At 67.9% G+C, this 21,635-nt stretch carries 23 protein-coding genes; 16 read left to right on the top strand and 7 right to left on the bottom strand.

Translation table 11 applies throughout. The features are described from left to right. The first annotated feature begins 16 nt into the window (after positions 1-16). From ACGFH9_RS28830 to ACGFH9_RS28785, 10 genes are all read left to right on the top strand, one after another. A complete protein-coding gene (locus ACGFH9_RS28830) occupies positions 17-328 on the top strand; it encodes an acyl carrier protein (protein ID WP_393225364.1) in 312 nt (103 codons plus the stop codon). A gap of 2 nt (positions 329-330) precedes the next feature. After that, complete coding sequence (locus ACGFH9_RS28825; protein ID WP_393225429.1) at positions 331-1,170, top strand: alpha/beta fold hydrolase; 840 nt, start codon at positions 331-333, stop codon at positions 1,168-1,170. A gap of 26 nt (positions 1,171-1,196) precedes the next feature. Beyond that, a complete protein-coding gene (locus ACGFH9_RS28820) occupies positions 1,197-2,159 on the top strand; it encodes a sulfotransferase domain-containing protein (protein WP_393225361.1) in 963 nt (320 codons plus the stop codon). Positions 2,160-2,214: 55 nt separating this feature from the next. Then, positions 2,215-4,035 carry a hypothetical protein gene (locus tag ACGFH9_RS28815; RefSeq protein ID WP_393225358.1) on the top strand — a complete coding sequence of 607 codons (1,821 nt, stop codon included), beginning with the start codon at positions 2,215-2,217 and terminating at the stop codon, positions 4,033-4,035. Between the two features lie 147 nt (positions 4,036-4,182). Further along, positions 4,183-5,181: an alpha/beta hydrolase family esterase gene (locus tag ACGFH9_RS28810; protein WP_393225356.1), complete on the top strand. Its 999-nt coding sequence runs from the start codon at positions 4,183-4,185 to the stop codon at positions 5,179-5,181. A gap of 47 nt (positions 5,182-5,228) precedes the next feature. Beyond that, positions 5,229-6,356 (top strand): ABC transporter ATP-binding protein, encoded by a 1,128-nt coding sequence (locus tag ACGFH9_RS28805; protein ID WP_393225353.1) that lies wholly within the window; start codon positions 5,229-5,231, stop codon positions 6,354-6,356. Continuing rightward, a complete protein-coding gene (locus ACGFH9_RS28800) occupies positions 6,353-7,183 on the top strand; it encodes an ABC transporter permease (protein WP_393225350.1) in 831 nt (276 codons plus the stop codon). The genes ACGFH9_RS28805 and ACGFH9_RS28800 overlap by 4 nt, the downstream gene beginning before the upstream one ends. A 37-nt stretch (positions 7,184-7,220) precedes the next feature. Continuing rightward, positions 7,221-8,084 (top strand): 3'(2'),5'-bisphosphate nucleotidase CysQ, encoded by an 864-nt coding sequence (locus ACGFH9_RS28795; RefSeq protein ID WP_393225347.1) that lies wholly within the window; start codon positions 7,221-7,223, stop codon positions 8,082-8,084. A gap of 7 nt (positions 8,085-8,091) precedes the next feature. After that, entirely contained in the window at positions 8,092-9,018 is a 927-nt protein-coding gene (gene cysD, locus ACGFH9_RS28790) for a sulfate adenylyltransferase subunit CysD (protein WP_393225344.1), read from the top strand. Next, a complete protein-coding gene (locus tag ACGFH9_RS28785; RefSeq protein ID WP_393225341.1) occupies positions 9,018-10,325 on the top strand; it encodes a sulfate adenylyltransferase subunit 1 in 1,308 nt (435 codons plus the stop codon). The genes cysD and ACGFH9_RS28785 overlap by 1 nt, the downstream gene beginning before the upstream one ends. Positions 10,326-10,387: 62 nt before the next feature. On the opposite strand, the gene ACGFH9_RS28780 is transcribed toward ACGFH9_RS28785, so the two are convergent. Then, a complete protein-coding gene (locus tag ACGFH9_RS28780) occupies positions 10,388-12,262 on the bottom strand; it encodes a S8 family serine peptidase (protein ID WP_393225337.1) in 1,875 nt (624 codons plus the stop codon). A 575-nt stretch (positions 12,263-12,837) separates the two neighbouring features. Here ACGFH9_RS28780 and ACGFH9_RS28775 point away from each other — a divergent pair. Next, a protein-coding gene (locus tag ACGFH9_RS28775; RefSeq protein WP_393225427.1) for an IS5 family transposase occupies positions 12,838-13,706 on the top strand; the annotation gives its coding sequence in 2 pieces (ribosomal slippage) (positions 12,838-13,180 and positions 13,180-13,706; 870 coding nt in all). Between the two features lie 15 nt (positions 13,707-13,721). Here ACGFH9_RS28775 and ACGFH9_RS28770 read toward each other — a convergent pair. Continuing rightward, positions 13,722-14,069 (bottom strand): hypothetical protein, encoded by a 348-nt coding sequence (locus ACGFH9_RS28770; RefSeq protein ID WP_393225336.1) that lies wholly within the window; start codon positions 14,067-14,069, stop codon positions 13,722-13,724. A 103-nt stretch (positions 14,070-14,172) separates the two neighbouring features. On the opposite strand from ACGFH9_RS28770, the gene ACGFH9_RS28765 reads away from it, so the two are divergent. Then, the gene (locus tag ACGFH9_RS28765; protein ID WP_393225333.1) at positions 14,173-14,724 is read left to right on the top strand and encodes a M1 family aminopeptidase; all 552 of its coding nucleotides are present in this window, start codon (positions 14,173-14,175) and stop codon (positions 14,722-14,724) included. A 48-nt stretch (positions 14,725-14,772) separates the two neighbouring features. Here ACGFH9_RS28765 and ACGFH9_RS28760 read toward each other — a convergent pair whose 3' ends face one another. Then, on the bottom strand, positions 14,773-15,939 hold the full coding sequence (locus tag ACGFH9_RS28760) for an acyl-CoA dehydrogenase family protein (protein WP_393225330.1): 1,167 nt from the start codon (positions 15,937-15,939) through the stop codon (positions 14,773-14,775). Positions 15,940-15,967: 28 nt separating this feature from the next. Here ACGFH9_RS28760 and ACGFH9_RS28755 point away from each other — a divergent pair, with 28 nt between their 5' ends. Then, on the top strand, positions 15,968-16,123 hold the full coding sequence (locus ACGFH9_RS28755; RefSeq protein WP_393225327.1) for a hypothetical protein: 156 nt from the start codon (positions 15,968-15,970) through the stop codon (positions 16,121-16,123). A gap of 236 nt (positions 16,124-16,359) precedes the next feature. Then, positions 16,360-16,575: a hypothetical protein gene (locus ACGFH9_RS28750; protein ID WP_393225324.1), complete on the top strand. Its 216-nt coding sequence runs from the start codon at positions 16,360-16,362 to the stop codon at positions 16,573-16,575. Between the two features lie 113 nt (positions 16,576-16,688). On the opposite strand, the gene ACGFH9_RS28745 is transcribed toward ACGFH9_RS28750, so the two are convergent. From ACGFH9_RS28745 to ACGFH9_RS28730, 4 genes are all read right to left on the bottom strand, one after another. Next, on the bottom strand, positions 16,689-17,090 hold the full coding sequence (locus ACGFH9_RS28745; protein ID WP_393225322.1) for a DDE-type integrase/transposase/recombinase: 402 nt from the start codon (positions 17,088-17,090) through the stop codon (positions 16,689-16,691). Between the two features lie 137 nt (positions 17,091-17,227). Beyond that, on the bottom strand, positions 17,228-17,920 hold the full coding sequence (locus ACGFH9_RS28740; RefSeq protein ID WP_393225425.1) for a thioesterase II family protein: 693 nt from the start codon (positions 17,918-17,920) through the stop codon (positions 17,228-17,230). 34 nt (positions 17,921-17,954) lie between these two features. Then, entirely contained in the window at positions 17,955-18,803 is an 849-nt protein-coding gene (locus tag ACGFH9_RS28735; RefSeq protein ID WP_393225319.1) for an ABC transporter permease, read from the bottom strand. 1 nt (position 18,804) lies between these two features. Continuing rightward, positions 18,805-19,434, bottom strand: a complete 630-nt coding sequence (locus ACGFH9_RS28730; RefSeq protein ID WP_393225316.1) for an ATP-binding cassette domain-containing protein — start codon at positions 19,432-19,434, stop codon at positions 18,805-18,807. A 240-nt stretch (positions 19,435-19,674) separates the two neighbouring features. Between ACGFH9_RS28730 and ACGFH9_RS28725 the strand changes: the two genes are divergently transcribed. Then, the gene (locus tag ACGFH9_RS28725; RefSeq protein ID WP_393225313.1) at positions 19,675-20,085 is read left to right on the top strand and encodes a hypothetical protein; all 411 of its coding nucleotides are present in this window, start codon (positions 19,675-19,677) and stop codon (positions 20,083-20,085) included. A 24-nt stretch (positions 20,086-20,109) separates the two neighbouring features. Then, positions 20,110-21,450, top strand: a complete 1,341-nt coding sequence (locus ACGFH9_RS28720; RefSeq protein ID WP_393225310.1) for a hypothetical protein — start codon at positions 20,110-20,112, stop codon at positions 21,448-21,450. Positions 21,451-21,635 lie beyond the last annotated feature (185 nt).

The raw sequence follows: 21,635 nt of genomic DNA, 5'->3' as shown, positions 1-21,635 counted from the left end.
CGAAGGAGTACAACCCATGGCCGCCTCGCACGCCGACATCCTCGCCGAGCTCACCGGGATCATCCAGGCGGTGCTCGGGGACTTCGCCGCCGATGCACCGATCACCATGGACACCACCTTCCGTGACGACCTCGGCATGGAGAGCATCGATGTGGTCTCCCTCGCCGGCCGGCTACAGGCCCGGTACGGCAACAGCGTCAACTTCGCGCATTTCGTCGCCAAACTGGATTTGGAGACCGTGGGCGAGCTGCGGGTCGGGCAACTGGTCGAGCACATCGCACGCTCCCTCGACGCGAGGCCTGCCGTCGTCGAGGCGGTCCGCTCGTGACGATGATCCGGGCCAACGGGATCGACGTCCATGTCGAACGCCTCGAACCACCGGCCGGGGAGCCGGGCGAGGTCGGCGCTGAGCGGGGTGCTGACCCGGCCACCCTCGTGATGATCCACGGGATGGCCTCCGACAGCCTCGCAAGCTGGTATTTCACAGTGGCCAAGCCCTTCGCCGACGCCGGGCTCCGGGTGCTCATGTACGACCTGCGGGGGCACGGCCACAGCGAGCGCCCGCCCACCGGTTACACCCTCGACGACTTCGTCGACGACCTGTCGGCTTTGCTGACCACACTTGACGTCACCGCCCCGGTGCACCTGCTCGGCAACTCCTTCGGCGGCACGATCGCATTCGCCTACGCGGCCCGCCACCCCGACCGGGTCGCCTCCGTCGCGGCGATCGAATCCTCGCCGCCGACCCCGGCATGGATGGCCCGGGTCGCGCGCCGACTGGACCGGGCCGCCGACCTCCTGCCCCGGCCGGAGGCGCTGGCGCAGATCGTCGCCGGTCGGGGGGCACGGGTGGCCCGCCGGGCCCGGGACACCGGCGAGATGCTCGTGACGACCACGCTGGCGCGGGACCTGCCGGCCAGCGCCCTGCCCAGTGCCGCGCAGATCAGCGCGATCGGCTCACCGGTGCTCTGCCTCTACGGCGCGAACTCGGCTGTCGTCGAGCTGGCACCGGCCGTGGTCCGGCTGCTATCGCAGACGCGAACCGTGGTCCTACCGGGCGAGAAACACAGAGTCCTGGTCGACCGGCCGGAGGCGGTCCGCCGGCTCGTACTGGCGTGGCTCCGCGAGGAGTGCTCCGTCGAGGTGGCCGAGGTGGCCACCGCCCCGTGACAACCCAACGTGCAGGAGGTCCTCGGATGGACACCCCGGTCACCGGCAGGTCGATCATCATCAGCAACGGCCGGTGCGGCTCGACGCTGCTCTCGGACCTGATCGCGGAGCAGCCCGAGACTCTCTCGGCGCAGGAGTTCTTCATGTCCGTCGCACCCTGGGCGCGCAGTTCCGAGGTACTGACCGGGGCCGCGTACTGGGAGGTGCTGAGCAGCCCCAAGGCGGAACTCGCCACCCTCTTCCGGATCGGGTTGCCGCCGAAGGAGGTGCGCTATCCGCTGACCGGCCGGTGGGCGGACCGGATGACCGAGCTGCCGCGAATCCTCGCCATCACCCTGTCGAAGCTGACCACCGATCCGGACCGCCTCTTCGACCAGCTCACCGCGCGGGTGCCGGACTTCCCGACGCAGTCGGTCGGCGACCACCACCGGATGTTCCTCGACCTGCTGGCCGTGATGACCGGCAAGCGGCGCTGGGTCGAGCGTTCCGGCGGATCGAGCCACGTCGCTCCGTACCTGTTGCGGGCATTTCCCGAGGCGAAGGTGGTGTACCTGATCCGCGACCGGGAGGCGACCGCCCGCTCGATGAGCCGGCACTCGTCGTTCCAGCTGATCCAGCTGCGGGTGGAGTTCCTCGGCCGGTGCGGGCTGGATCCCTTCCGGCTCGAGCCGGGCCAGTCGGTGCCCGAGGATCTGGAGCGTTACCTGCCGGACCGGCTCACCGCCGACCTGCTCCGAGATCGGAGCCAGGACCTCCGCCGCTATCTCGGTCTGAGCGCGTTCCTGACCAGCCAGGCCGAGCAGGCGCTCACCGACCTGCCCCCGCGACATCTGCACCGGATGAGCTACGAGGACCTGGTCGCCGACCCGGTCGGGCAACTCGACCTGCTGGCCCAATTCCTGGAGTTCGAGGACGGGGCGGGCTGGGCGCGGCGGGTCGCCGGACGGGTGGTCGGTCCCGCTCGGCCCCGCGAGGTCGCCGCGGCCTGACCCGCAACCGTGCCCCACCGATCGTCATGACTCCGTCGAACGAGAGGAACCATTGGTGAAACCATTCCGGATGTCGGGCCGGCGGCCGCTCGCCGCGGCCGCCGTACTGGGACTGCTGTACGTGCTCGCGGCACCGGCGTCGACGGCTGCCGCAGCAATCGGGACAGATGCGCCGGCCACGGCCGGACATCAGCCGAGGTACGAGCGGACGCTGATCGGGAAGGGCACCCCGGACGAGTGCTTCGCCGGTGTCGGCGTGGCCTATCCACCCGGTCCTCCGTGCGCCACCGGCCAGCCGAAGGTGAACCAGTCCTATCTGTGGGGCATGACCCAGACCGCGCAGAGCCTGTGGTTCGGCACCGGAGCGAACGTCAACTGCATGACCAGCGGGCGCAACCTGCGCAACACGACACCGAACCTGAACGACGACTGGGTGTGCGAGTACGGCGAGAGCCAGATCGCGAAACGCAACCCGACCCTGCCCGCCACCCTTGGCGACCATCGCCCGCCTCGGCTGTACACGTACGACAAACGGTCGCGGCGGTTGACGGAGAAGACCGACGCGGTGAAGAACGCCTCCACCACCGACGCCAACCGGCTGAGCACGACCGCCGGGATCCGGGCCGCCGGCACCCATCAGGGGGTGGCGTTCCTGGGCGGACCCGCTCTGGGCGAGAGCATCAACCTGTTCGCCTTCGACACGGGCACCGGCGCCTTCCTCGGCTCGGTCAACCTGCCGGCGTACGGCAACATCCGCCACTTCGTGGTGGCCGACGGCGCGCTCTACGCGGGCGTAGGAGTGGGCGCGAACGGCGGCAACCGGGGACACGTGCTGCGCTGGACCGGCTCCCGGAGCAACCCGTTCAGTTTCGTCGAGGTCGCGAACCTACCGGCCCAGGCGGCGGATCTCACCGTGCACGACGGGCGGATCTTCGTGACGACCTGGACGGGTTCCGGTGACGACGCCCTGGCAGCCGGTGTGCCCGGCACAACCGACGAGCCGCTGTCCGGGGTCGCCGGGGTGTGGATGAGCCCGAAGCTGTCGCAGGGGGAACGCGGCCTCACGCCGGCCGACGCCGACAACTGGACCCAGGTCTGGTCGGTCGACGGGTACGAGCCCGACCCGGTGGTGGCCCGCACCTATGCCCTGGGTGGGCTCGCCTCCTTCAACGGCTATCTCTACTGGGGCACGATGCACGTGCCCATGAAGGCGACCACTGTGCACATCGCGACCTATCCACCGGCGGACGAGGCCGCGCTGCGCGCCACCGTGCGCAGCACGCAGCGGGCCATCAGCATCTTCCGAGGTAAGAGCTTCGGCGACCGGCACCAGCGGGTGGACCTGTTGTACGGCGCGCCCCAGTTGCCCGCCTACGACCCGGCGGGCAACGGCGGCCGGGGCCTCTGGGCCGCCGTCTCGACCGGTTACACCCCGATGTACGGCCCGTCGGGCATGGGTAACCCCTACAACAACTACACCTGGAAGATGGCGGTGGCGGGCGGGAAGCTGTACGTGGGCACCATGGACTGGAGCTATATCTCCAAGGACCTGGGCCAGGACACCGCCCGGCTGTTGGGTGTCACCGGCCCCGCCGCGGCCGAGTTCGGCGCGGCCGCTGGGTTGGCCGACGACCCCCCGCCAGCACCGGTCTACGGCGGCGACCTGTTCGTCTTCGACTCGACCAGCAGACCGGCAACGGTGGTGGACAACAGCGGGCTCGGCAATTACCTGAACTACGGGATCCGCAACATGATCGCCGACGGGTCGACCCTCTACCTGGGCATGGCCAATCCGATGAATTTGCGGACGGACCCCGACGATGACGTTCCCGAGGGCGGCTGGGAACTGATCCAGCTCAGCGTGCAGCACTGTTAGCCGGTCGGGCTCCGCTCAGGCGACACGTCGCGGGAAAGGGCGGAGCCATCCCGCCAAACACAAATCTGCGCAGGTCCTTACAAAACCTGAACATTGATATGTCAGGGTGCGATTATGATGACAATTGGTATATCTCGGACACAGCTCGTGGGACCGTGCCGTCGGCGGCGACACCTGCTCACGGCCCTGTCGCTCGTCGGAGTGCTCACCCTGTCGGCCGGCTGCGGGCTGTTCCGGGACGACCCGGAGCAGCACGAGACCGGACCGGTGTCGACCGTGCCCGGCGTGCCCACCGGCTCCTCGGCGCACACTCTCGTGGCAGACGGGCAGGAACGCGGCTTCCGCCTCTACCGGCCGACCAACCTCGCCCAGTCGACCCCGGCGCCGCTCGTGGTCATGCTGCACGGCGCGCTCGGCACCGGCAGCCAGGCGGAAAGCTCCTACGGCTGGAACGCCCAGGCCGACCGGAAGGGCTTTGTCGTCGCGTACCCGGACGGGTTGAGCCGCTCCTGGGCGGTGAGCCCGGAGTGCTGCGGCCCGCCGGCCCGCGACGGCGTGAACGACGTGGCCTTCATCCAGAAACTGGTGGCCACGGTGGCCGACCAACTTCCGGTCGACCGCACCCGGATCTACGCCACCGGGATCTCCAACGGCGGGATGCTCGCATACCGCCTGGCGTGCGACACGACGCTTTTCGCCGCGATCGGGCCGGTGGCGGCGACCCAACTCGGCCCGTGCTCGTCCCCGGCACCGATCTCCGTGATCCACGTTCACGGGATGGCGGACCAGACAGTGCCGTTGAACGGTGGTCCGGGCAAACGGGACAACGACGGGACAGGACGCAATCCGGTCAAGATCGACGGTCCGCCCATCCCCGACCTGCTCGCCCGGTGGCGTACCACCGACGGCTGCGGGGCGCCGGCGACGACCGCCTCGGGCCCGGTCAGGACCTCGGTCGCCACCTGTCCCGAAGGACGGGCGGTCGAGTTGGCCACCATCGACGACGCCGGCCATCAGTGGCCCGGCGCCACCGGCCCCAGGCCGGAGGCGCAACGCCTCCTCGACCTGGATCCACCCGCGACCGCGCTGGACGCGACCGAGACCATCTGGCGCTTCTTCGAAGCACACCCCCGAACCGGCGGCTGACCCGACCGGCGCCCATCCACCCGACAGTTCAGGACAGGGAGCAGCAGATGCCCAGCAGTGGTGCCAGCCCGCCCGCGGTCGAGGTCACCGACCTCGTCAAGCGCTATGCCGGGAGCACGACCGCAGCCGTGGACGGGCTGTCCTTCGCAGTGGCCTCCGGCGAGATCTTCGGGCTGCTGGGACCGAACGGTGCCGGCAAGTCGACCACCATCGGCATCCTCACCACCCGGCTGCGGGCGTCCTCGGGCCGAGCGCTGGTCGGCGGGGTCGACGTGGTCGGCGACCCGGTCGCGGCCCGCGCCCAGTTGGCCGTCGTACCCCAGCACAACAACCTGGACCGGTCGCTGACGCCACGACAGAACCTCCTGTACCACGCGGCGTACCACGGCGTCGGCCGCGCCGTCCGGAACGCCCGGGCCGACGCGCTGCTGGACCGTTTCGGCCTGACGGATGGTGCCGACAAGCGGATCGAGGCGTACTCGGGCGGCATGGTGCAACGGCTGATGATCGCGCGTGCGCTGATCCACGAACCGGCGGTGCTCTTCCTCGACGAGCCCACCAACGGCCTGGACCCGCAGTCCCGCAGGCTGATCTGGAGCCGGATCCGCGAGATGCGTGGGCGCGGTGTGACAGTCGTACTGACCACCCACCAGATGAACGCGGCCGCCGCCCTGGTCGACCGCGTCGGCATCGTCGACCGCGGTCGGCTGCTCACCCTGGACACGCCGGGCAACCTGGTCAGAGGGCTCGCCGGACGGTCGATACTCGACCTGACGGTCACCCCGACCGCGCTCGACGCACCGGACGAACTACTGGCCGCGCTTTCCGCGGTCGCCGGCGTCCGCAAGGGTGAACGGCTCGCCGCCGCGCCGCCACCCGGCGCCGGGGCCGCCAGACTCCGTTTCGGCCTCGGTGGCGGCTCCGGGTTCGGCGCGGGCACGCCCGCCGCACTGGCAGCGCTGGCCAGGGAAAGGGCGGTCGCCACGCTCGCCCCCGACCCGGGCGGGCGCGAGCGCCTCCGGATCCGGCTGCATCTCGCCACCGACCCCGCCACCGTGCTCGGGCCGGCGCTCACCGTTCTGACCACGCGGTCGGCGACCCTCACCGACGTACACATCGCCGAGCCGAGCCTCGAGGACGTCTTCATCGGACTGACCGGAAGGGACCCACGGTGACCGACCTCGACACCCCGCCAGTTGTCGCAACGAGCACCACGGCCACGCCAGCGAGACCCAGCGCCGCCCGGGTCTTCCTGGCCATTCTGCACCGGGACCTGCTGGTCACCGCCAAGGAACTCTGGGTCATCCTGGTCCAGGTCGGACTCACCCCGCTGTTCATGCTCTTCGTCTTCGTCAAGGTCCTCGGCGGGCAGGGCATCGTCGCCGGGAACTTCGCCGACCTGTTCCTGCCCGGCATCGTCGCGCTCGCCGCGCTCACCACCGCGCTGCAGAGCGTCGCGCTGCCACTGGTCAAGGAGTTCGGCTTCACCCGGGAGATCGAAGACCGGTTGCTCGCCCCGCTGTCGACGAACCTGGTAGCGGTCGGCAAGCTCGTGGTCGCGATGCTGCGCGGGCTCGTCGCCGCAGCCCTCATCTACCCACTGGGCGCACTGATGGTCGGCTCGGCTCCGTGGCAGCCCGGAGGGTTGCCGATGGTCCTCCTGACGATCCTGCTCGGCGGATGGATCGGCGGCGGCATCGGCATGACCCTGGCGATGATCCTGCCCATCCAACGGATCAACATCACGTTCTCGCTGGTCGTGACCCCAATCATCTGGACCGGTTGCATCCACTACCCGTGGTTGCGGCTCTCCTCGATGCCGTGGTTCCAAACCGTCACCGCCCTCAACCCGATGACCTACGTCTCCGAGGGTGTGCGCGGGGCCATGTTGCCCGACGTAGCGCACCTGCCGTCCTGGGTCTGTCTGCTGGTCCTGACCGGGGTGGCCGCAATGGTCACGGTTACCAGCGTCCGAAGTTTCAGTCGGCGTGCCGTCCAGTGAACGGCACGGTCACCGCGTCTATCGGAGGTGCTCGTCGATGAACGTGTTGGAACCCCCCAGGTCAACAGCTCCCGCGTCGGATGGCGCGTTCGCCGCCTGGTTGGCCGGTCGGGCCGGCCGGCTGCTGCTGCGCGTCCGCGCGGAGCACGGTCACCACGGCCCGGCGGCGTTGAAGCGCGCGGGTGATCGGGCGTCGCACCAGCTGCTGCGCCTTGAACTGGCACGGCACCGAAGCGCCGACGCCGTGCTCTCCGAGGAGGACGACAGCGCCCGGCAGGCCTGGACAACGGGTACGGCCGGCCCATCGCCGGAGCGGCTGGGCGCCGACCGGGTGTGGATCGTCGACCCGTTGGATGGGACCCGCGAGTTCTCCGAGCCGGGCCGGACGGACTGGGCGGTGCATGTCGCACTCTGGCAACGGAACGCACCGACGGAGCACCGCCTCGTGGCGGGTGCCATCGCCCTGCCGGCCCAGCTCCGTACCCTCGGCACCGAGACACCCCCACCCCGGCCGCCGACGCCCAGCGGCCGGACGATCCGGTTGGCGGCGAGTCGGAGCCGGCCGCCGGCGTTCCTGACGGAGTTGGCGAACGAGGTCGGTGCCGAGTTGGTGCCGATGGGGTCGGCCGGGGCGAAGATCGCCGCGGTGATCACCGGTGAGGTCGACGCGTACGTGCACGCTGGTGGACAGTACGAGTGGGATTCGGCGGCGCCGGTGGCGGTGGCGACGGCCACGGGACTGCACGCTTCCCGCATCGATGGTTCCGCGTTGAGCTACAACGAGGCTGATCCTCGGCTGCCGGACCTGGTGGTCTGCCGGCCGGAGTTGGCCGCTCCACTCATCGCCGCGCTGCGGCGACACCTGACCCTCGTGCCGGCACCGGCCACGGCAGCGGGTTGATACCGCGATGACGACAAACGACACGACGCCCGCGGCGGCGTACCGGGTGTCGCACCTGGACGCGATCGAGGCAGAGAGCATCTTCGTCATGCGCGAGGTGGTGGCCGAGATGGAGCGCCCGGTCCTGCTCTTCTCCGGCGGCAAGGATTCGATCGTGATGCTCCGGTTGGCCCAGAAGGCATTCGCGCCAGCCCGTATCCCGTTCCCGGTGATGCACGTCGACACCGGGCACAACTTCGACGAGGTGTTGGACTACCGGGACCAGCGGGTCGCCGAACTCGGCCTGCAGTTGGTGGTGGCGAGCGTACCCGAGGCGTTGGAGGCAGGTCTGGTCCGCGAATCCGCCGACGGGACGCGGAACCGGATCCAGACCCCGGTGTTGTTGGCGGCGGTGGAGAAGTACCGGTTCGACGCGTTGTTCGGCGGGGCGCGGCGGGACGAGGAGAAGGCCCGGGCCAAGGAGCGGATGTTCAGCTTCCGGGACGACTTCGGTCAGTGGGATCCGAAGAACCAACGGCCGGAGCTGTGGTCGTTGTACAACGGTCGGCATCATCCGGGCGAGTCGATCCGGGTGTTCCCGTTGTCGAACTGGACCGAGCTGGACGTCTGGCACTACATCGCCCAGGAACGGCTGGCGTTGCCGTCGATCTACTACGCGCACGAACGTACGGTGATCGAACGCGACGGAATGCTCTATGCGGTGAACGAGTTCGTCGCGCCCCGAGGCTCGGAGGAGCCGTTCAAGGCGCGGGTGCGGTACCGGACCGTCGGCGACGCCTCCTGCACGGCGGCGGTGCTCTCCGAGGCGGACACGGTGGACCTGGTGATCGAGGAGGTCGCGGCGACCCGGATCACCGAGCGGGGGGCGACCCGGGGTGACGACCGGGTGAGTGAGACCGCGATGGAAGACCGCAAACGGGAAGGCTACTTCTGATGGGCACGACCGGGGTCTCGGTGGTCGAGGGCGCAGCGTCCGAGGGGCGGGCGATGGACCTGTTGCGGTTCTCGACGGCGGGCAGCGTCGACGACGGCAAGTCGACGCTGATCGGTCGGTTGCTCTACGACACCAAGTCGTTGTTCGCGGACCAGTTGGCAGCCGTGGAGGCGGCCAGCGCGGCCAAGGGCGACGAGTACACGAATCTGGCGTTGCTGACCGATGGCCTGCGGGCGGAGCGGGAGCAGGGCATCACGATCGATGTGGCGTACCGGTATTTCGCCACACCCCTGCGGAAGTTCATCGTCGCCGACACCCCGGGGCACATCCAGTACACCCGGAACATGGTCACCGGCGCCTCCACCGCCGACCTGGCGTTGATCCTGGTCGACGCCCGCAAGGGTCTGGTGGAGCAGTCCCGCCGGCACGCCTTCCTGTGTTCGCTGCTGCGGGTGCCGCACGTGGTGTTGTGTGTGAACAAGATGGACCTGGTGGACTGGTCGCAGCAGGCGTTCGAGCGGATCTCGGACGAGTTCACCGCGTTCGCGGCGAAGTTGGAAGTGCCGGACCTCGCCGTCGTCCCGGTCTCGGCGCTGCACGGCGACAACATCGCGACCCGCTCGGAGCACACCCCGTGGTACGAGGGCCCGTCACTGCTGCACCACCTGGAGCAGGTGCACATCGCCTCCGACCGGAACCTGGTCGACGTCCGGTTCCCGGTGCAATATGTGATCCGCCCGCAGTCCACCACGATCACCGACTACCGGGGTTACGCCGGCCAGGTCGCCTCAGGTGTGCTGAAGCCGGGAGACGACGTTCTGGTTCTCCCCTGCGGGCTCACCTCCCAGATCGCGGGGATCGAGACCGCGGACGGGCCGGTCGCCGAGGCGTATCCGCCGATGTCGGTCACGGTCCGGTTGACCGACGAGATGGACGTGTCCCGGGGCGACCTGATCTGCCGGCCGAACAACGGCCCGGCGGTCGCGCAGGACATCGAGGCGATGATCTGCTGGATGGACGAGGCCACCCCGCTGCGTCCCGGTGCGACGTACGCCGTCAAGCACACCACCCGTACCGCCCGGGCCGTGATCCGCGAACTGCACTACCGACTCGATGTGAACTCGCTGCATCGTGACAAGGCCGCCACCGAACTCGGACTCAACGAAATCGGCCGCGTCCGCATACGTACGACCGTCCCGCTCCTCGTCGACGAATACCGGCGCAACCGCACCACCGGTGGTTTCATCCTGATCGACGAAACCACCAACCGCACCATCGCTGCCGGAATGATCGTCGAGACCAATTGACCTACGGCAAGGGCCCTTTCCGCTATCGGAAAATCGGAGCGGAAAGGGCCCGTCGTCACGTCTCAGACAGTTAGGGTCCAGCTGTTGATATAGCCGGTGTCACCGGAAAAGACGTCTCGCACCCGGAGCAGCCAGGTGCCGTTCGCCGGCTCCGTGGAGAGATTCGCGGTATAGGTGGCGTTGACGTTGTCGGCACCGTCGAGGAAGCTCTGGTTCTTCAGCCGGTAGGCCGTACCGTCCGGTGCCACCAGATCGATGATCAGGTCGCCACGGAAGGTGTGCACGATATCGACCGCCACTGTGGACGCCGAGGAGGCGTTACGGCTACAGCCGGTGATGACGATGCCGCTGGTCACCGCCGTGTTGCTGTCGGGTATCGCCACATCGGTGCCGTTGGCGCCCGAGCAGCCGCCGCCACCCGAGCCGGTCACCGTCAACGAGTACGTGGCGCTGCGCGTACCCGCGGTGCCGGTACCGGTGACACTGACGCCGTAGGTGCCGGCAGGGGTGCTCGCCGAGGTGGCGATGGTGAGCGTTGACGCGCCGCCCGAGGTCACCGTGGCTGGGCTGAACGAGGCGGTGGCGCCACTCGGCAGCCCGCTCGCCGACAGGCTCACCGACTGCGCCGAGCCGCTGGTGGTCGTGGTACTCACGGTGGCGCTGACCGAGCCGCCTGGCGCGGTCGAACCGGCCGTCGGTGACACCCCGACGGAGAAGTCGTCGGCCGGTGGAGTGCCACCGCTGCCCACGTAGAGCAACTGGTTCGGGGTGCCGGTGCCGACGTTGGTCACCACGTTCGGGGTGGAGTTGTTGACCAGGTAGTCCCGCACCTGCTGCGGGGTCCAGGACGGGTTCGCCGACAGCGCCAGCGCCGCCGCGCCGGCGACGTGCGGCGAGGCCATCGAGGTGCCGCTGATGGTGTTGGTCGCGGTGTTGCTGTTGTACCAGGCCGAGGTGATGTCGACGCCCGGTGCCAGGATGTCGACGCAGGTGCCGAAGTTGGAGAAGCTCGCGGCCGCGTCGTTGTTCTGCGTCGCGCCAACGGTGATCGCGGAGGCCACCCGCGCCGGGGAGTAGTTGCAGGCGTTCTGCCGGACGCCGAGGGCGTTGCCATTGCCGGCCGCGACCGCGTACGTGACGCCGGAGCTGATCGAGTTGTTGATGGCCGTGTCGAGCGAGCTGTTGGCGCTGCCACCGAGGCTCATGTTCGCCACGGCCGGCTTGATCGCGTTCGCGGTGACCCAGTCGATGCCGCCGATCACACCGGCATTGGTGCCACTGCCCGAGCAGTTCAGCACCCGCACGCCGACCAACTGGACGCCCTTGGCCAGGCCGTACGTCGAGCCACCGACGGTGCCGGCGACGTGCGTGCCGTGCCCGTTGCAGTCGTCCGCCGACCCGCCGTCGACAGCGTCGTAGCCGGAGGCGGCTCGGCCGCCGAAGTCGTTGTGGGAGAAGTTGATGCCGGTGTCGACGATGTACGCGTGCACGTTGGTCGCGGTGTTCGGATAGGTGTACGAGCTGTCGAGCGGTAGGTTGCGCTGGTCGACGCGGTCCAGGCCCCAGGACGGGGGGTTCGGCTGTGTCCCGGAGATGCGGACCGTGTGGTTCTGCTCGACGTACGCGACATCGGGGTGCGCGGCGATCCTGGCCGCCGCCTTGGCGCCGGCGGTGATCTCGAAGCCGCGCAGTGCCGTGGAGTAGGTCCGACCGACCGCACCGCCGTGCTGACCAGCCAGCCTGCTGGCCGTGACACCGACCTGCGCCCGGCTCACCGCGCTCTCCTTGAACACCACGATGTAGCTGTCGGTGACCGCCGTGGCACCGCCGGCATTACGGATGGCACCTTCCGGTTCGGCCGCCATGGCCGGCGTGGCGGCTGTGATTGCCAGCATCACGACGGCGCCCAGCACAATTGATCTTCTCGGGAGAATCATTCTCCCCTCCCTCCGATTCGGCACACGTTCGTCCGCCCGTCCACGACGGTGAATCGATGATGGCCGATAGAGAAGAGATTACTCAATGATGGCGGCAGAAGACAGATCCCAGGTCCTCTATATCGCTCACGAGATGAAGATCAAAGTGTGGCAATTCATTCCAGATCACGGGCTTGGTGGTCATTCCGAGACGCGCCGTCGATTCGTCGGCAGCCCATGCGTGGCGACCTCTGCACTTCACCAGAAAGAGGCCGGCGACCAGGACAGGCTATTCCTCCTGCCCGCCGCGCCTGACCACTTCCACGAGGGCATCGTCCGTGGCTCCGGACGTCCACGACAACCCGCAACCGCCGATGCGAGCGGGACCGGGCCAGTCGTGGTGCGACCTCCCCGCCGCACGCCTGCACACCCGGGCCCACACCATGCGGGTCTGGCTCGCCAGCAGCCCGCGGCGGTCAGTGCGCCGGCCAGGAGGCCATGGCCAGTTCCGCCGCATCGGTGAACTCCACCGCCGTGGTGCCATCCCGGGCGCGCTGGGACATGCCGTGCAGGACGGCCGCGTTGACGATGTGCCGGTGGTACGTCGTGGTGAACTGACTGACGAGGCATGGGCGGTGATCGCGCCGCTGCTACCGGAGCCTGGCGGTGCGCGGGGACGGTGGCGCGATCACCGTCAGGTCATCAATGGGATCCTGTGGAAGCTGCGCACGGGTGCGCCGTGGCGTGACCTGCCGGAACGCTTCGGACCGTGGAAAACCTGCCACGAACGGCTGCGGCGGTGGACCGCGGATGGCACCTGGGATCGGATCCTCGCCGCGGCGCAGGTCCATGACGACGGCACACCCGTGCAGTGGACGATCAGCATCGACTCGTCGATCGTGCGGGCGCACCAGCATTCCGCTGGCGCCCGCAAAAAAGGGGCTCCCCATCAAGTCCGGCGACGCCTGGTGCGCAAGATGGCGAGGCCATCGGCCGGTCCCGAGGTGGGTTGAGCACGACGATCCACCTCGCCGTTGACGGTCGTGGCCGGCCGTTGTCGATCCTGCTCACGCCCGGCCAGGCCGGCGACAACCCCCAGCTCCTGGCGTTGCTCGATGCGATCCGGGTCAACGAGCCCGGACCCGGACGGCCCCGCAAGCGACCCGATGTGCTGATCGCCGACAAGGGCTACGCGCATGACTCGACCCGCCGAGCTCTGCGGCAGCGAGGCATCCGGCATGTCATCCCCGAACGCAGCGACCAAGCCGCCCGCCGCGCCGCCAAAGGCAGCGCCGGCGGACGACCACCAGCCTTCGACAAGCAGGTCTACCGCAAACGCAACGTCGTGGAACGCTGCTTCAACCGGCTCAAGCAATGGCGTGACCTGGCCACCCGCTACGCCAAACGAGCGTCCCTCTACCAGGCCAGCCTCGTCCTCATCGCTGCCATCATCTGGCTTCCATGATTGACAGGAGAGGCCCTAGTTGCCGCGATCCTCGCCAGAGTCAGGCAGGTCGAGGTACGCCAGCAGCCGACAGAGCCCGCTCACGTGCGGAATGTCGTGCCACAGCGATATGACGTCCTTCGGATCTCGCTGAAGAAGGCTGGACAGCTCTGCGAGATCGTCGCTGCTCTGCCCGCAGTCGATCTCCAGCTCCGGCCGCGGAACCATCGCGAATGCCGCACGAAGATCGACGTTCCAGTAGTAGTCAACGCCGAGCTGTGACAGCTGCATCTGAGGACCGAACCGGCTCTCCGCCGCGTCCAACAGCATCGAGCACGCTCGGCGCAAATCCGCGATCCTCAGCACCGCACCAGCATCGGTCACGCCTCATGATCCCTCGATGTGACGTCACCTGACCAGCCCGATTCAAGATCGGCAGGACACGGCCTAGGCGATGGGTAGAGTTGGGGCCTTCCAGCAGCCTCACGTGGAGGACTGGCGGCATATCTGGCTCAACGAAGGTTTCGCCACGTACGCCGAGTGGCTGTGGTCGGTGTCTGCGGTGACCTGTCGACAGACGCCCCTCGTCGCAAAGTGGTACACGTGGGTCGCGGCCCGCCCGCGCAACGTCGTCGTCGCCGACCCCGGCGTCGACCGGATGCTCGACCCACTGGTCTACAAGCGTGGCGCGCTCACCGTGCACACCCTGCGCAAAAGCGTCGGCGACGAATCGATCATCGCGCTCCTGCGAGCCTGGGTCGCCGAGCACGCACACGCAACGGTGACGATCGAGCAGTTCCAGCTGCATGCCCAGCGCTTCGCCCCGCGAGCCCTGACACGTTCCGACCAGGAGACCGGAGACGGTTCAGCTCCTTCCGAAGGCACGAGGCTGGCCGCAGGCCGAGTGCTTGATCGTCTGGACCATTGGCCAGAGCGCCGTCGAGGCGTTCACCACCATTCGGTGAGGTCGCGAGTTCCTACGTCACGGTGCGTACGGGCTCCGGGCGGTCGAGAGGTTCGACGTCGTCCTCGTTCCTGAACTGGGTTCACCGCCCGGCGTTAATTCCTGCATGATTCGCCAAGGGGGTCACAGCCGCGTCGGGTCCACCTTCTCTCCGAGCAGGACGCCGCCGGCCAGTTCCACCACGTCCGAGCCGACCATCGCGTGCTGCGTGGCGACGTGTATGTCACGGAAGTGCCGCTGCAACGGGCTGCTCGCGTACACCGAGGTGCCACCGCCGCTGCGGTAGGCAAGGTCCACGGCAGCCGCGGCGGAGTTGGCCGCGTTCGTGACCGCCAGTCGAAGCCGAGCGCGTTGCTCCACCGTGATCGGGTCACTGCCGAGCGCCGTCCGCCAGCACTCGGCCACCGTCGCGCGCAGCAGTTCCTCGCCGCCGCCGAGCAGCGCTTCCGCCTCGGCGACGGCGGCCCGGACGGCAGGCTTGCCCGCGATCGTTCCGCCCCCGCCGGGCACCTGCTTCTCCCGGGCCAGCCGGACGATTTCGTCAACGGCGGCCCGGCCGATGCCCAGCGCGGCGGCACCCACCCCGATTGACAGATAGCCGAAGACCGGGAAGGCGTAGAGCGCCCCCGGGCGGGGCGGTACCTGCCCGAACAGTGAGAACGATCGGCTGGCCGGGACGAACACGTCCACCGCCTCCACGTCGTCGCTACCGGTCGCGCGCAACCCGGCGACCTGCCAGGTGTTGTGCGCGACCAGTTCAGCGGTCGGCACGACGAAGTGCCGCACAACGGGCCGTCCATGCTGGTCGGTGACCGGAGCAGAGCTCTCGATCAACACGGCGCCCAGCACCAGCGCGCTGGCGTGCCGGTTGGCGCTGGCGAACGGCCAGCGGCCGGTCAGTCGAAAGCCACCATCGGTCGGCCTGGCGCCGCCCAGCGGTGCGGCCACACCGGCGATCAGGAATTCGGGGGCGGCAAGCAGCTCGGCGGCCACTCGCTCATCAAGGTAGCCCAGCGTCACACTGGTAGCAGCGGCGATCATCGCACACCAGCCGACCGACCCGTCGGCCCGCGCGAGGTCATGAACCAGGGTGTAGAGGGTCAATGGATCGGCCTCCAACCCGCCGGCCGCCCGGGGCGCCGCGAGCCGAAAGACACCCAGCTCGGCCAAGTGGCCGAGAAGCGCGTCTGGCAGCCGTCCGGCCTCCTCGATGGCGGCGGCGTCGGTGCGGATCTGCGGCGCCAGCGCCGCCACGGATTTCAGCAGAGAGGGCGCGGTATCGACAGACACGGCCACCAGCTTAGACCGTGACCGGTCCATGCTCGACCGGGAGCGTGGGGCCTACCTGGCCCGACTGCGCACGGCCGCCACCGAAGACCCGGTGCTGGCCACCGCGTTCCTTCGTGTCACCCACCTCATGGATCCACCGGCGGCGCTCTTCGCACCGAAGGTCACGGCTCGCGTCCCGGCCTGACCGCAGCAGCCGGCTTACCGCCTCTGGCGGCATGGCTGTGGGCTTGGTCGGCGGTCCGACGCTCGGCTTCGCCGGCGGCACCGACGAGATCTTCGACTCGTCCGGCGACGACGAGGGCGGCGAGGACGAAGAATGACGGCCTGTCCTTTGTGGACTCCATCGCCCGGGTGATGATCTAATTCAACCCGATTCGCCCGAGGTAGCCGGAATCCAGGCTACGTGGAAAAGGAGTATTCATGCCCGTTACCGCCGATCTCACCAAGCTGGTCGACAAGGCATATCAGGACAAGACCCTCGCCGAGTTGGTCGACGCCCCGGTGTCCGCCCTTGCGGGAGTCAGCGACGGTGGTGCCAAGTTGCTCAGAGAGGCGCTCGGCATCGTCACGATCGGTGACCTCGGCCGCAACCCGTACTTCCGCACGGCCAATGCCCTGGTCGACCTAGCCAAGTAACACACTCTCCCGGCGATGCCCGGGCTGCCAGTTCCCGTGGCCGCCCGGGCATCCGTTACCCGTTCGATCGAACGACTCGGTGACGATGAAGGTCCGCGAGCACGGGCGGACGGTCAACGTCCACGCGCTTGTCGTGGTCGACGCCGACGGCTGACTCGCGGGTGGGTGATGACGGACCGGGATCTCGCCGGGTATCGGGCCACTCGGGGTGGCGGCGGCCGGTTGCCGGTACGTTCGGATCCGGTTGCCGCTCCGGTGTCGTTGTATCTACTTGATGAACCAACCGGACCCCCGTCCGAGTGATGCACGAGTCCGCCCAGGTCAGCGCCCTGCTTCTGACGGCGCCAGATCGCCATCTTCAGCGCGTCGAGCGCCAGATCCGTGTAGAGCGACGTGGACACCTGCCGGTCGACGATCATGCGGGAGTACACGTCGAGGACGAACGCGGCGTATACCCAGCCCACGCTGGTGCGCACGTAGGTCAGGTCAGCGACCCACAGCTGGTTCGGCCGCACTGCGGTGAAGCCGTGGCATAGGGCGATGCGGCCGGTAGCACGGTGGGGCAGGCATGCCTGCCCCGTGATCTTCCCGACCGGCAGCCTGGTGGCGCGGGACCTGGACGTGTTGCAGGCCGAGGCGGATGACCTGCTGCTCACCCGAGCAGATGCAGGCTCAGCGTCGCGCTGATCATGTCGACCACCGGCGCCCAACCCTCGCGGATGAACAGGTGCGGACCCCGCTCGTGGTGCAGGACGAAGCCCGAGTCGGTCCGCGCCGACCAGCCAACCATCTGGTCGGCCGACACCGCCAGATCCTGGTCGCCGACGAATCCGGTGATCGGGGCGGCCAGCCGGTGTGGCGCCCCCGGGCCCAGACGAAACGACCGGCACGCGGCGAAGTCCGCGGCGAGGACCTGGGTGAGCTGCCGCACCCAGGCCTCGTCCGCTCGGACCTGCGGTGGCAGGCCCCCGAAATAGCGGTCGATGTGCTCGGCCAACTCCTCAGCCGGAGCAGCCGTCGGCATCGGACCGGTGCCCGGGGCGATCGCGGCGCTCACGAACAGGTGCACCGGGCCGGCTTCACCCCGCTGTTCCATCCGGCTCGCCAACTCGTACGTGACCAAGGCACCCATGCTGTGGCCGAAGAATGCATAGGGGCGATCGAATACCGGGCCGAGTGCCGTATTCAGATGGTCGATCAGAACCTCGAAGTCAGTGATGAGGTCTTCGTGCCGACGATCTTCTCGACCCGGGTACTGAACGGCCACCAATTCGATGTCAGCGGTCAAGGAGGCGGGCCAGGGCCGGAACAGCGACGCCGCGCCGCCGGCGTACGAAAAACAGATCAGCCGCAGGGCCGGCGAGACGGACCGTGCCCACTCACCCGCCGGAGCGCCGGAACTTACGCACCGACAGCCAGGAGAACACCGCGAGGATCACCAGCGACCAGGCGACCGAGAGCATGACCGGATGTTGCATGGGCCAGACTTCGGAGGGATCGGCGCCGGGGTTCGCGAACATGCGCCGACATGCCTGGACGACGGCGCTGAGCGGGTTCCAGTACGCGACTGGCTGCAGCCAACTGGGCATCGTGGTGATGGGAACGAACGCATTGGACAGGAACGTCATGGGGAACAGCCAGATCAGGCCCGCCGAGCTGGCCGCTTCCGTCGTGCGGACGGTGAGACCGACCCAGACGCCGACGCACGAGAACGCGTAGCCGAACAGCAGCAGCAGCGCGAAGGCGCCCAACGCGGGCAACGAACCGTTGTGGATTCGCCAACCCACGAGCGCGGCCAGAAGCACCAGTACCAGCATGGTGGCTGCCGTCTGGACCGCGTCAGCCAGCGTCCGGCCCACCAGCACCGCCGGACGGGCCATGGGCAATGCTCGGAAGCGGTCCATGACTCCCTTCGTCAGGTCCTGGGCGACCCCGGTGGACGCGCCGGCCACGCCGAAGGTCACCGCCTGGGTGAAGATGCCGGACATGATGAACTCCCGGTACCCGTTCGACCCTGTGCCTGCGACGGTGACCGCACCGCCCAGCAAATAGGAGAACAGCAACACGAGCATCACGGCCTGCACCAGCACGAGCACGAAGCTCTCCGGCGTGCGGGCCGTACGCCGCAGATTGCGTTTGGCCACCGTCCACGAATCGCGCAGCAGCCTTACGAGCCGCGGACGCGACCGCGGCGTCGTCCAGACGAGGGTCACCCGATCCGTCGTCATCTCAGCCACCCTTCCGACCCACGGGTTGAAGCGCCGGATCATCGGCGCTTGTGCCGGTGAGCCCGGTCAACGACAGGAAGACATCGTCGAGGGTTGGCCGGCGCAGGCCGATGTCATCGGGAAGGAGGCCGCGACGATCCAGCTCGTGGATCATCGCGGCCAGCACCTCTGCGCCACCATCGATCGGCACAGCGATCCGGCGGGAGTGCCGGTCGGCGACCACCTTGCCGACGGCGAAGCCAGTGGCCACCGCGACCGTGGCGGTGAGCCGATCCGCATCGCGCGCCACGATCTCGATTCGGCTGCCGCCGGTCCGCGCTTTGAGCTCGTCACTGGAACCGTGGGCGATGACCCTCCCGTGGTCCACCACGACGATGTCGTCGGCCAAGCGGTCCGCCTCCTCCAGATACTGGGTGGTGAGCAGGATGGTGGTGCCCTGCTCGACGAGCGCATCGACCAGCTCCCACAGCGCCATGCGGTTGTACGGATCGAGGCCGGTGGTCGGCTCGTCGAGGAAGATCACCGGTGGCCGCATGACGAGAGCGGCGGCCAGGTCGAGCCGGCATCGCATGCCGCCGGAATACGTTCCGGCGAGCCGGTTCCGGTTTGCCCGGGCACGGGTGACGGCCAACTAGATGATTGAGTCCTCCATCGCAGCGAGTGCCTAATTGTAGGCGAGTCAAGTATTTCTTCAGAGTCTCCCACTATATTCATGGCACCTTTGGCAATCGACTACACATTTAGTTCCCCGGGCCTTCGCGCCCGCCGCCGAGTCAACAGCCTTCGGGCTGGTTCTGCTGGTCGTGACGATCGGCTGTCACTGTTCCCAAGTCGCCCGCTTTCAGCCCGCCCGATAGTGAAGGATTTAGACTTGAAGCAGAATATGGGAGCCGATGGACGGCTACCGGGTGTTGCGGATCCCGACTTCCTTGCGCTCGGCCTCGGCGGCACGAACATGATGGCTATGTTGTGGACGGTGGCGACGGGCCGACGTGCCGTCGGGGTCGAAGAACGCGGTGATCCGTTTGTCGGCGTGCATTGGAACATTCGCGTCGACCTGTTCCATCAACTGGGCCTCATCGACCGTATGATGCTGGACCAGTACGGCGATTACGGGGTGCCGCGTCACTCGGACGGCAGCAGATTCTCCCTTGCGGAACGCTTCTACGGGCCAGCCACACAGTCCGGCCACGTTGTGCCGGATGAAGTCATCACCAAGTACAACAACGCCCTGCACCTGGTCGGAAGAATCGATCACATCGAATTCATCGACGATCGCTGACGCGATGGAATCCCGCAACGAACGGTGACCCATCTGGACCCTCCGTGCGTCCCGGACCGTCCCGACCCCGAGGCGATCCGCACCGACATGCAGCAGGTCTTGGACGGCCCGTCCACGTTCCAAGCCGGGGCGGCCTCGATCCTGCGTCTGCTACGGCGCTATCTCGAGGCCGTCGAGGAGATGGATCTGGCGGCGGGGGTCGCGCGCCCCCGCGTCCGCTTGTTCACCCACCACCGCACTTTTTCCGACGGCGGTGGCCTGCAGCGATGTCCCGACGGCCGAATTCAGGTACGGATCCAGGAGCTTCAAGAAGTCGATCTCATGACCCGGTTCGTCCGGCTGCCGACGCCCGGCGCTCCGGTCATCGATCTCGGCATTCCGGAACTACTCATGGTCGCTGAAGGCTTCAGCAGCGATGATGCCCAGCGCCTAGGTTTCGAACAGCATGATGTCTCCATCGACCACGGCGACGGCCGAGGCCCCGTGGTCGGGCAGGCAGATTTCGTCGCCGGGCTCGTCGAGGTCTTGGTCGACGGACGCCTCCGCCGCCGGATATCTTCCTGCTTCGACGATGACAACCGAGAGTACTGGCTACGACAAATCGCCGTCGGCCACGAGAATGACCCCGCGATCGGCTGGGTGCTGGTTCAAGTGCCCGACTTCCTGGATTTCGATCCCATTGCCCAGGGCCTGGTTCCGCAAGGCACCCGGCGTGACTCGGCGGAGTATTTTGGCGCGTACCAGCGCCTGCTCTTTGATTTTTACATCGGCCAGGCAGCAGACGTGCTGGACGTGCCGGTGGCGGAACTGCGCAAAGTCCAGATGACGTACGGGCCAAAGCTCTTCAGCCTGATTGAACGGGTCGGCGACGACGCGCAGGTGGCAGCCAACGGGGTGGTCGCCGGTGATTCCTTCGGCAACGGCCATTTTCTTACCAGCGGCGGTGCCATGACGGGAATGATCGGGCACAGCGCTCGTGTCCTTCAGTATTGGCGCAGCAGAAGTCTCGGCGCAGATGCCGGGAAAGCTCTTCGGGCGCTCGCCGACGGCATCCGGGAGGACACGTTGAACTGGCTGGAGGCAAGCGAGAAAGAATATCGAACTGCGGCACCCGTCAACTTCGGCAAAGAACGTATTGCGTTAATCGCTGAACGGAGCGGCATCGACGCTGACCGAGTGCCCGCCCAAATCGATGCTGCCAGACGCATGCGTCACTCATTGCTGCCTCTGGACGCGTCCGACTGGCGACGCCGTGTCCTTCGAAACGGCATCGCGTCGTCGACACCGCTTCCCGCCTTGCAGGAGCAGAATCCGGAGAACCGGACCGACGTCGATTCAACTGCAAACACGTGGAGAGCAATTTGAGAATGCGACCGAATTCTTGGGCCGAACTTGCCACTGCTGCAGTCGGTGAGGAAAGCGTGAAAGATTCACTGCGTGACTTACGCGCCGACTCTAAGAGCGCGTTTCACATTGCTGTCAGTCGGGTGTGTTGAAGGTGCGGCGTTGTTGGCGGGTGGCGGGTTCGCCTCGGGTGAGACGGCGGAGCA

Origin of the sequence: Micromonospora sp. NPDC049102 (assembly GCF_043197485.1) — a bacterium.
Lineage (GTDB): Bacteria > Actinomycetota > Actinomycetes > Mycobacteriales > Micromonosporaceae > Micromonospora.
The sequence above is the reverse complement of the archived record's forward strand: the minus strand, read 5'-3'. Positions and strand labels throughout refer to the sequence as shown.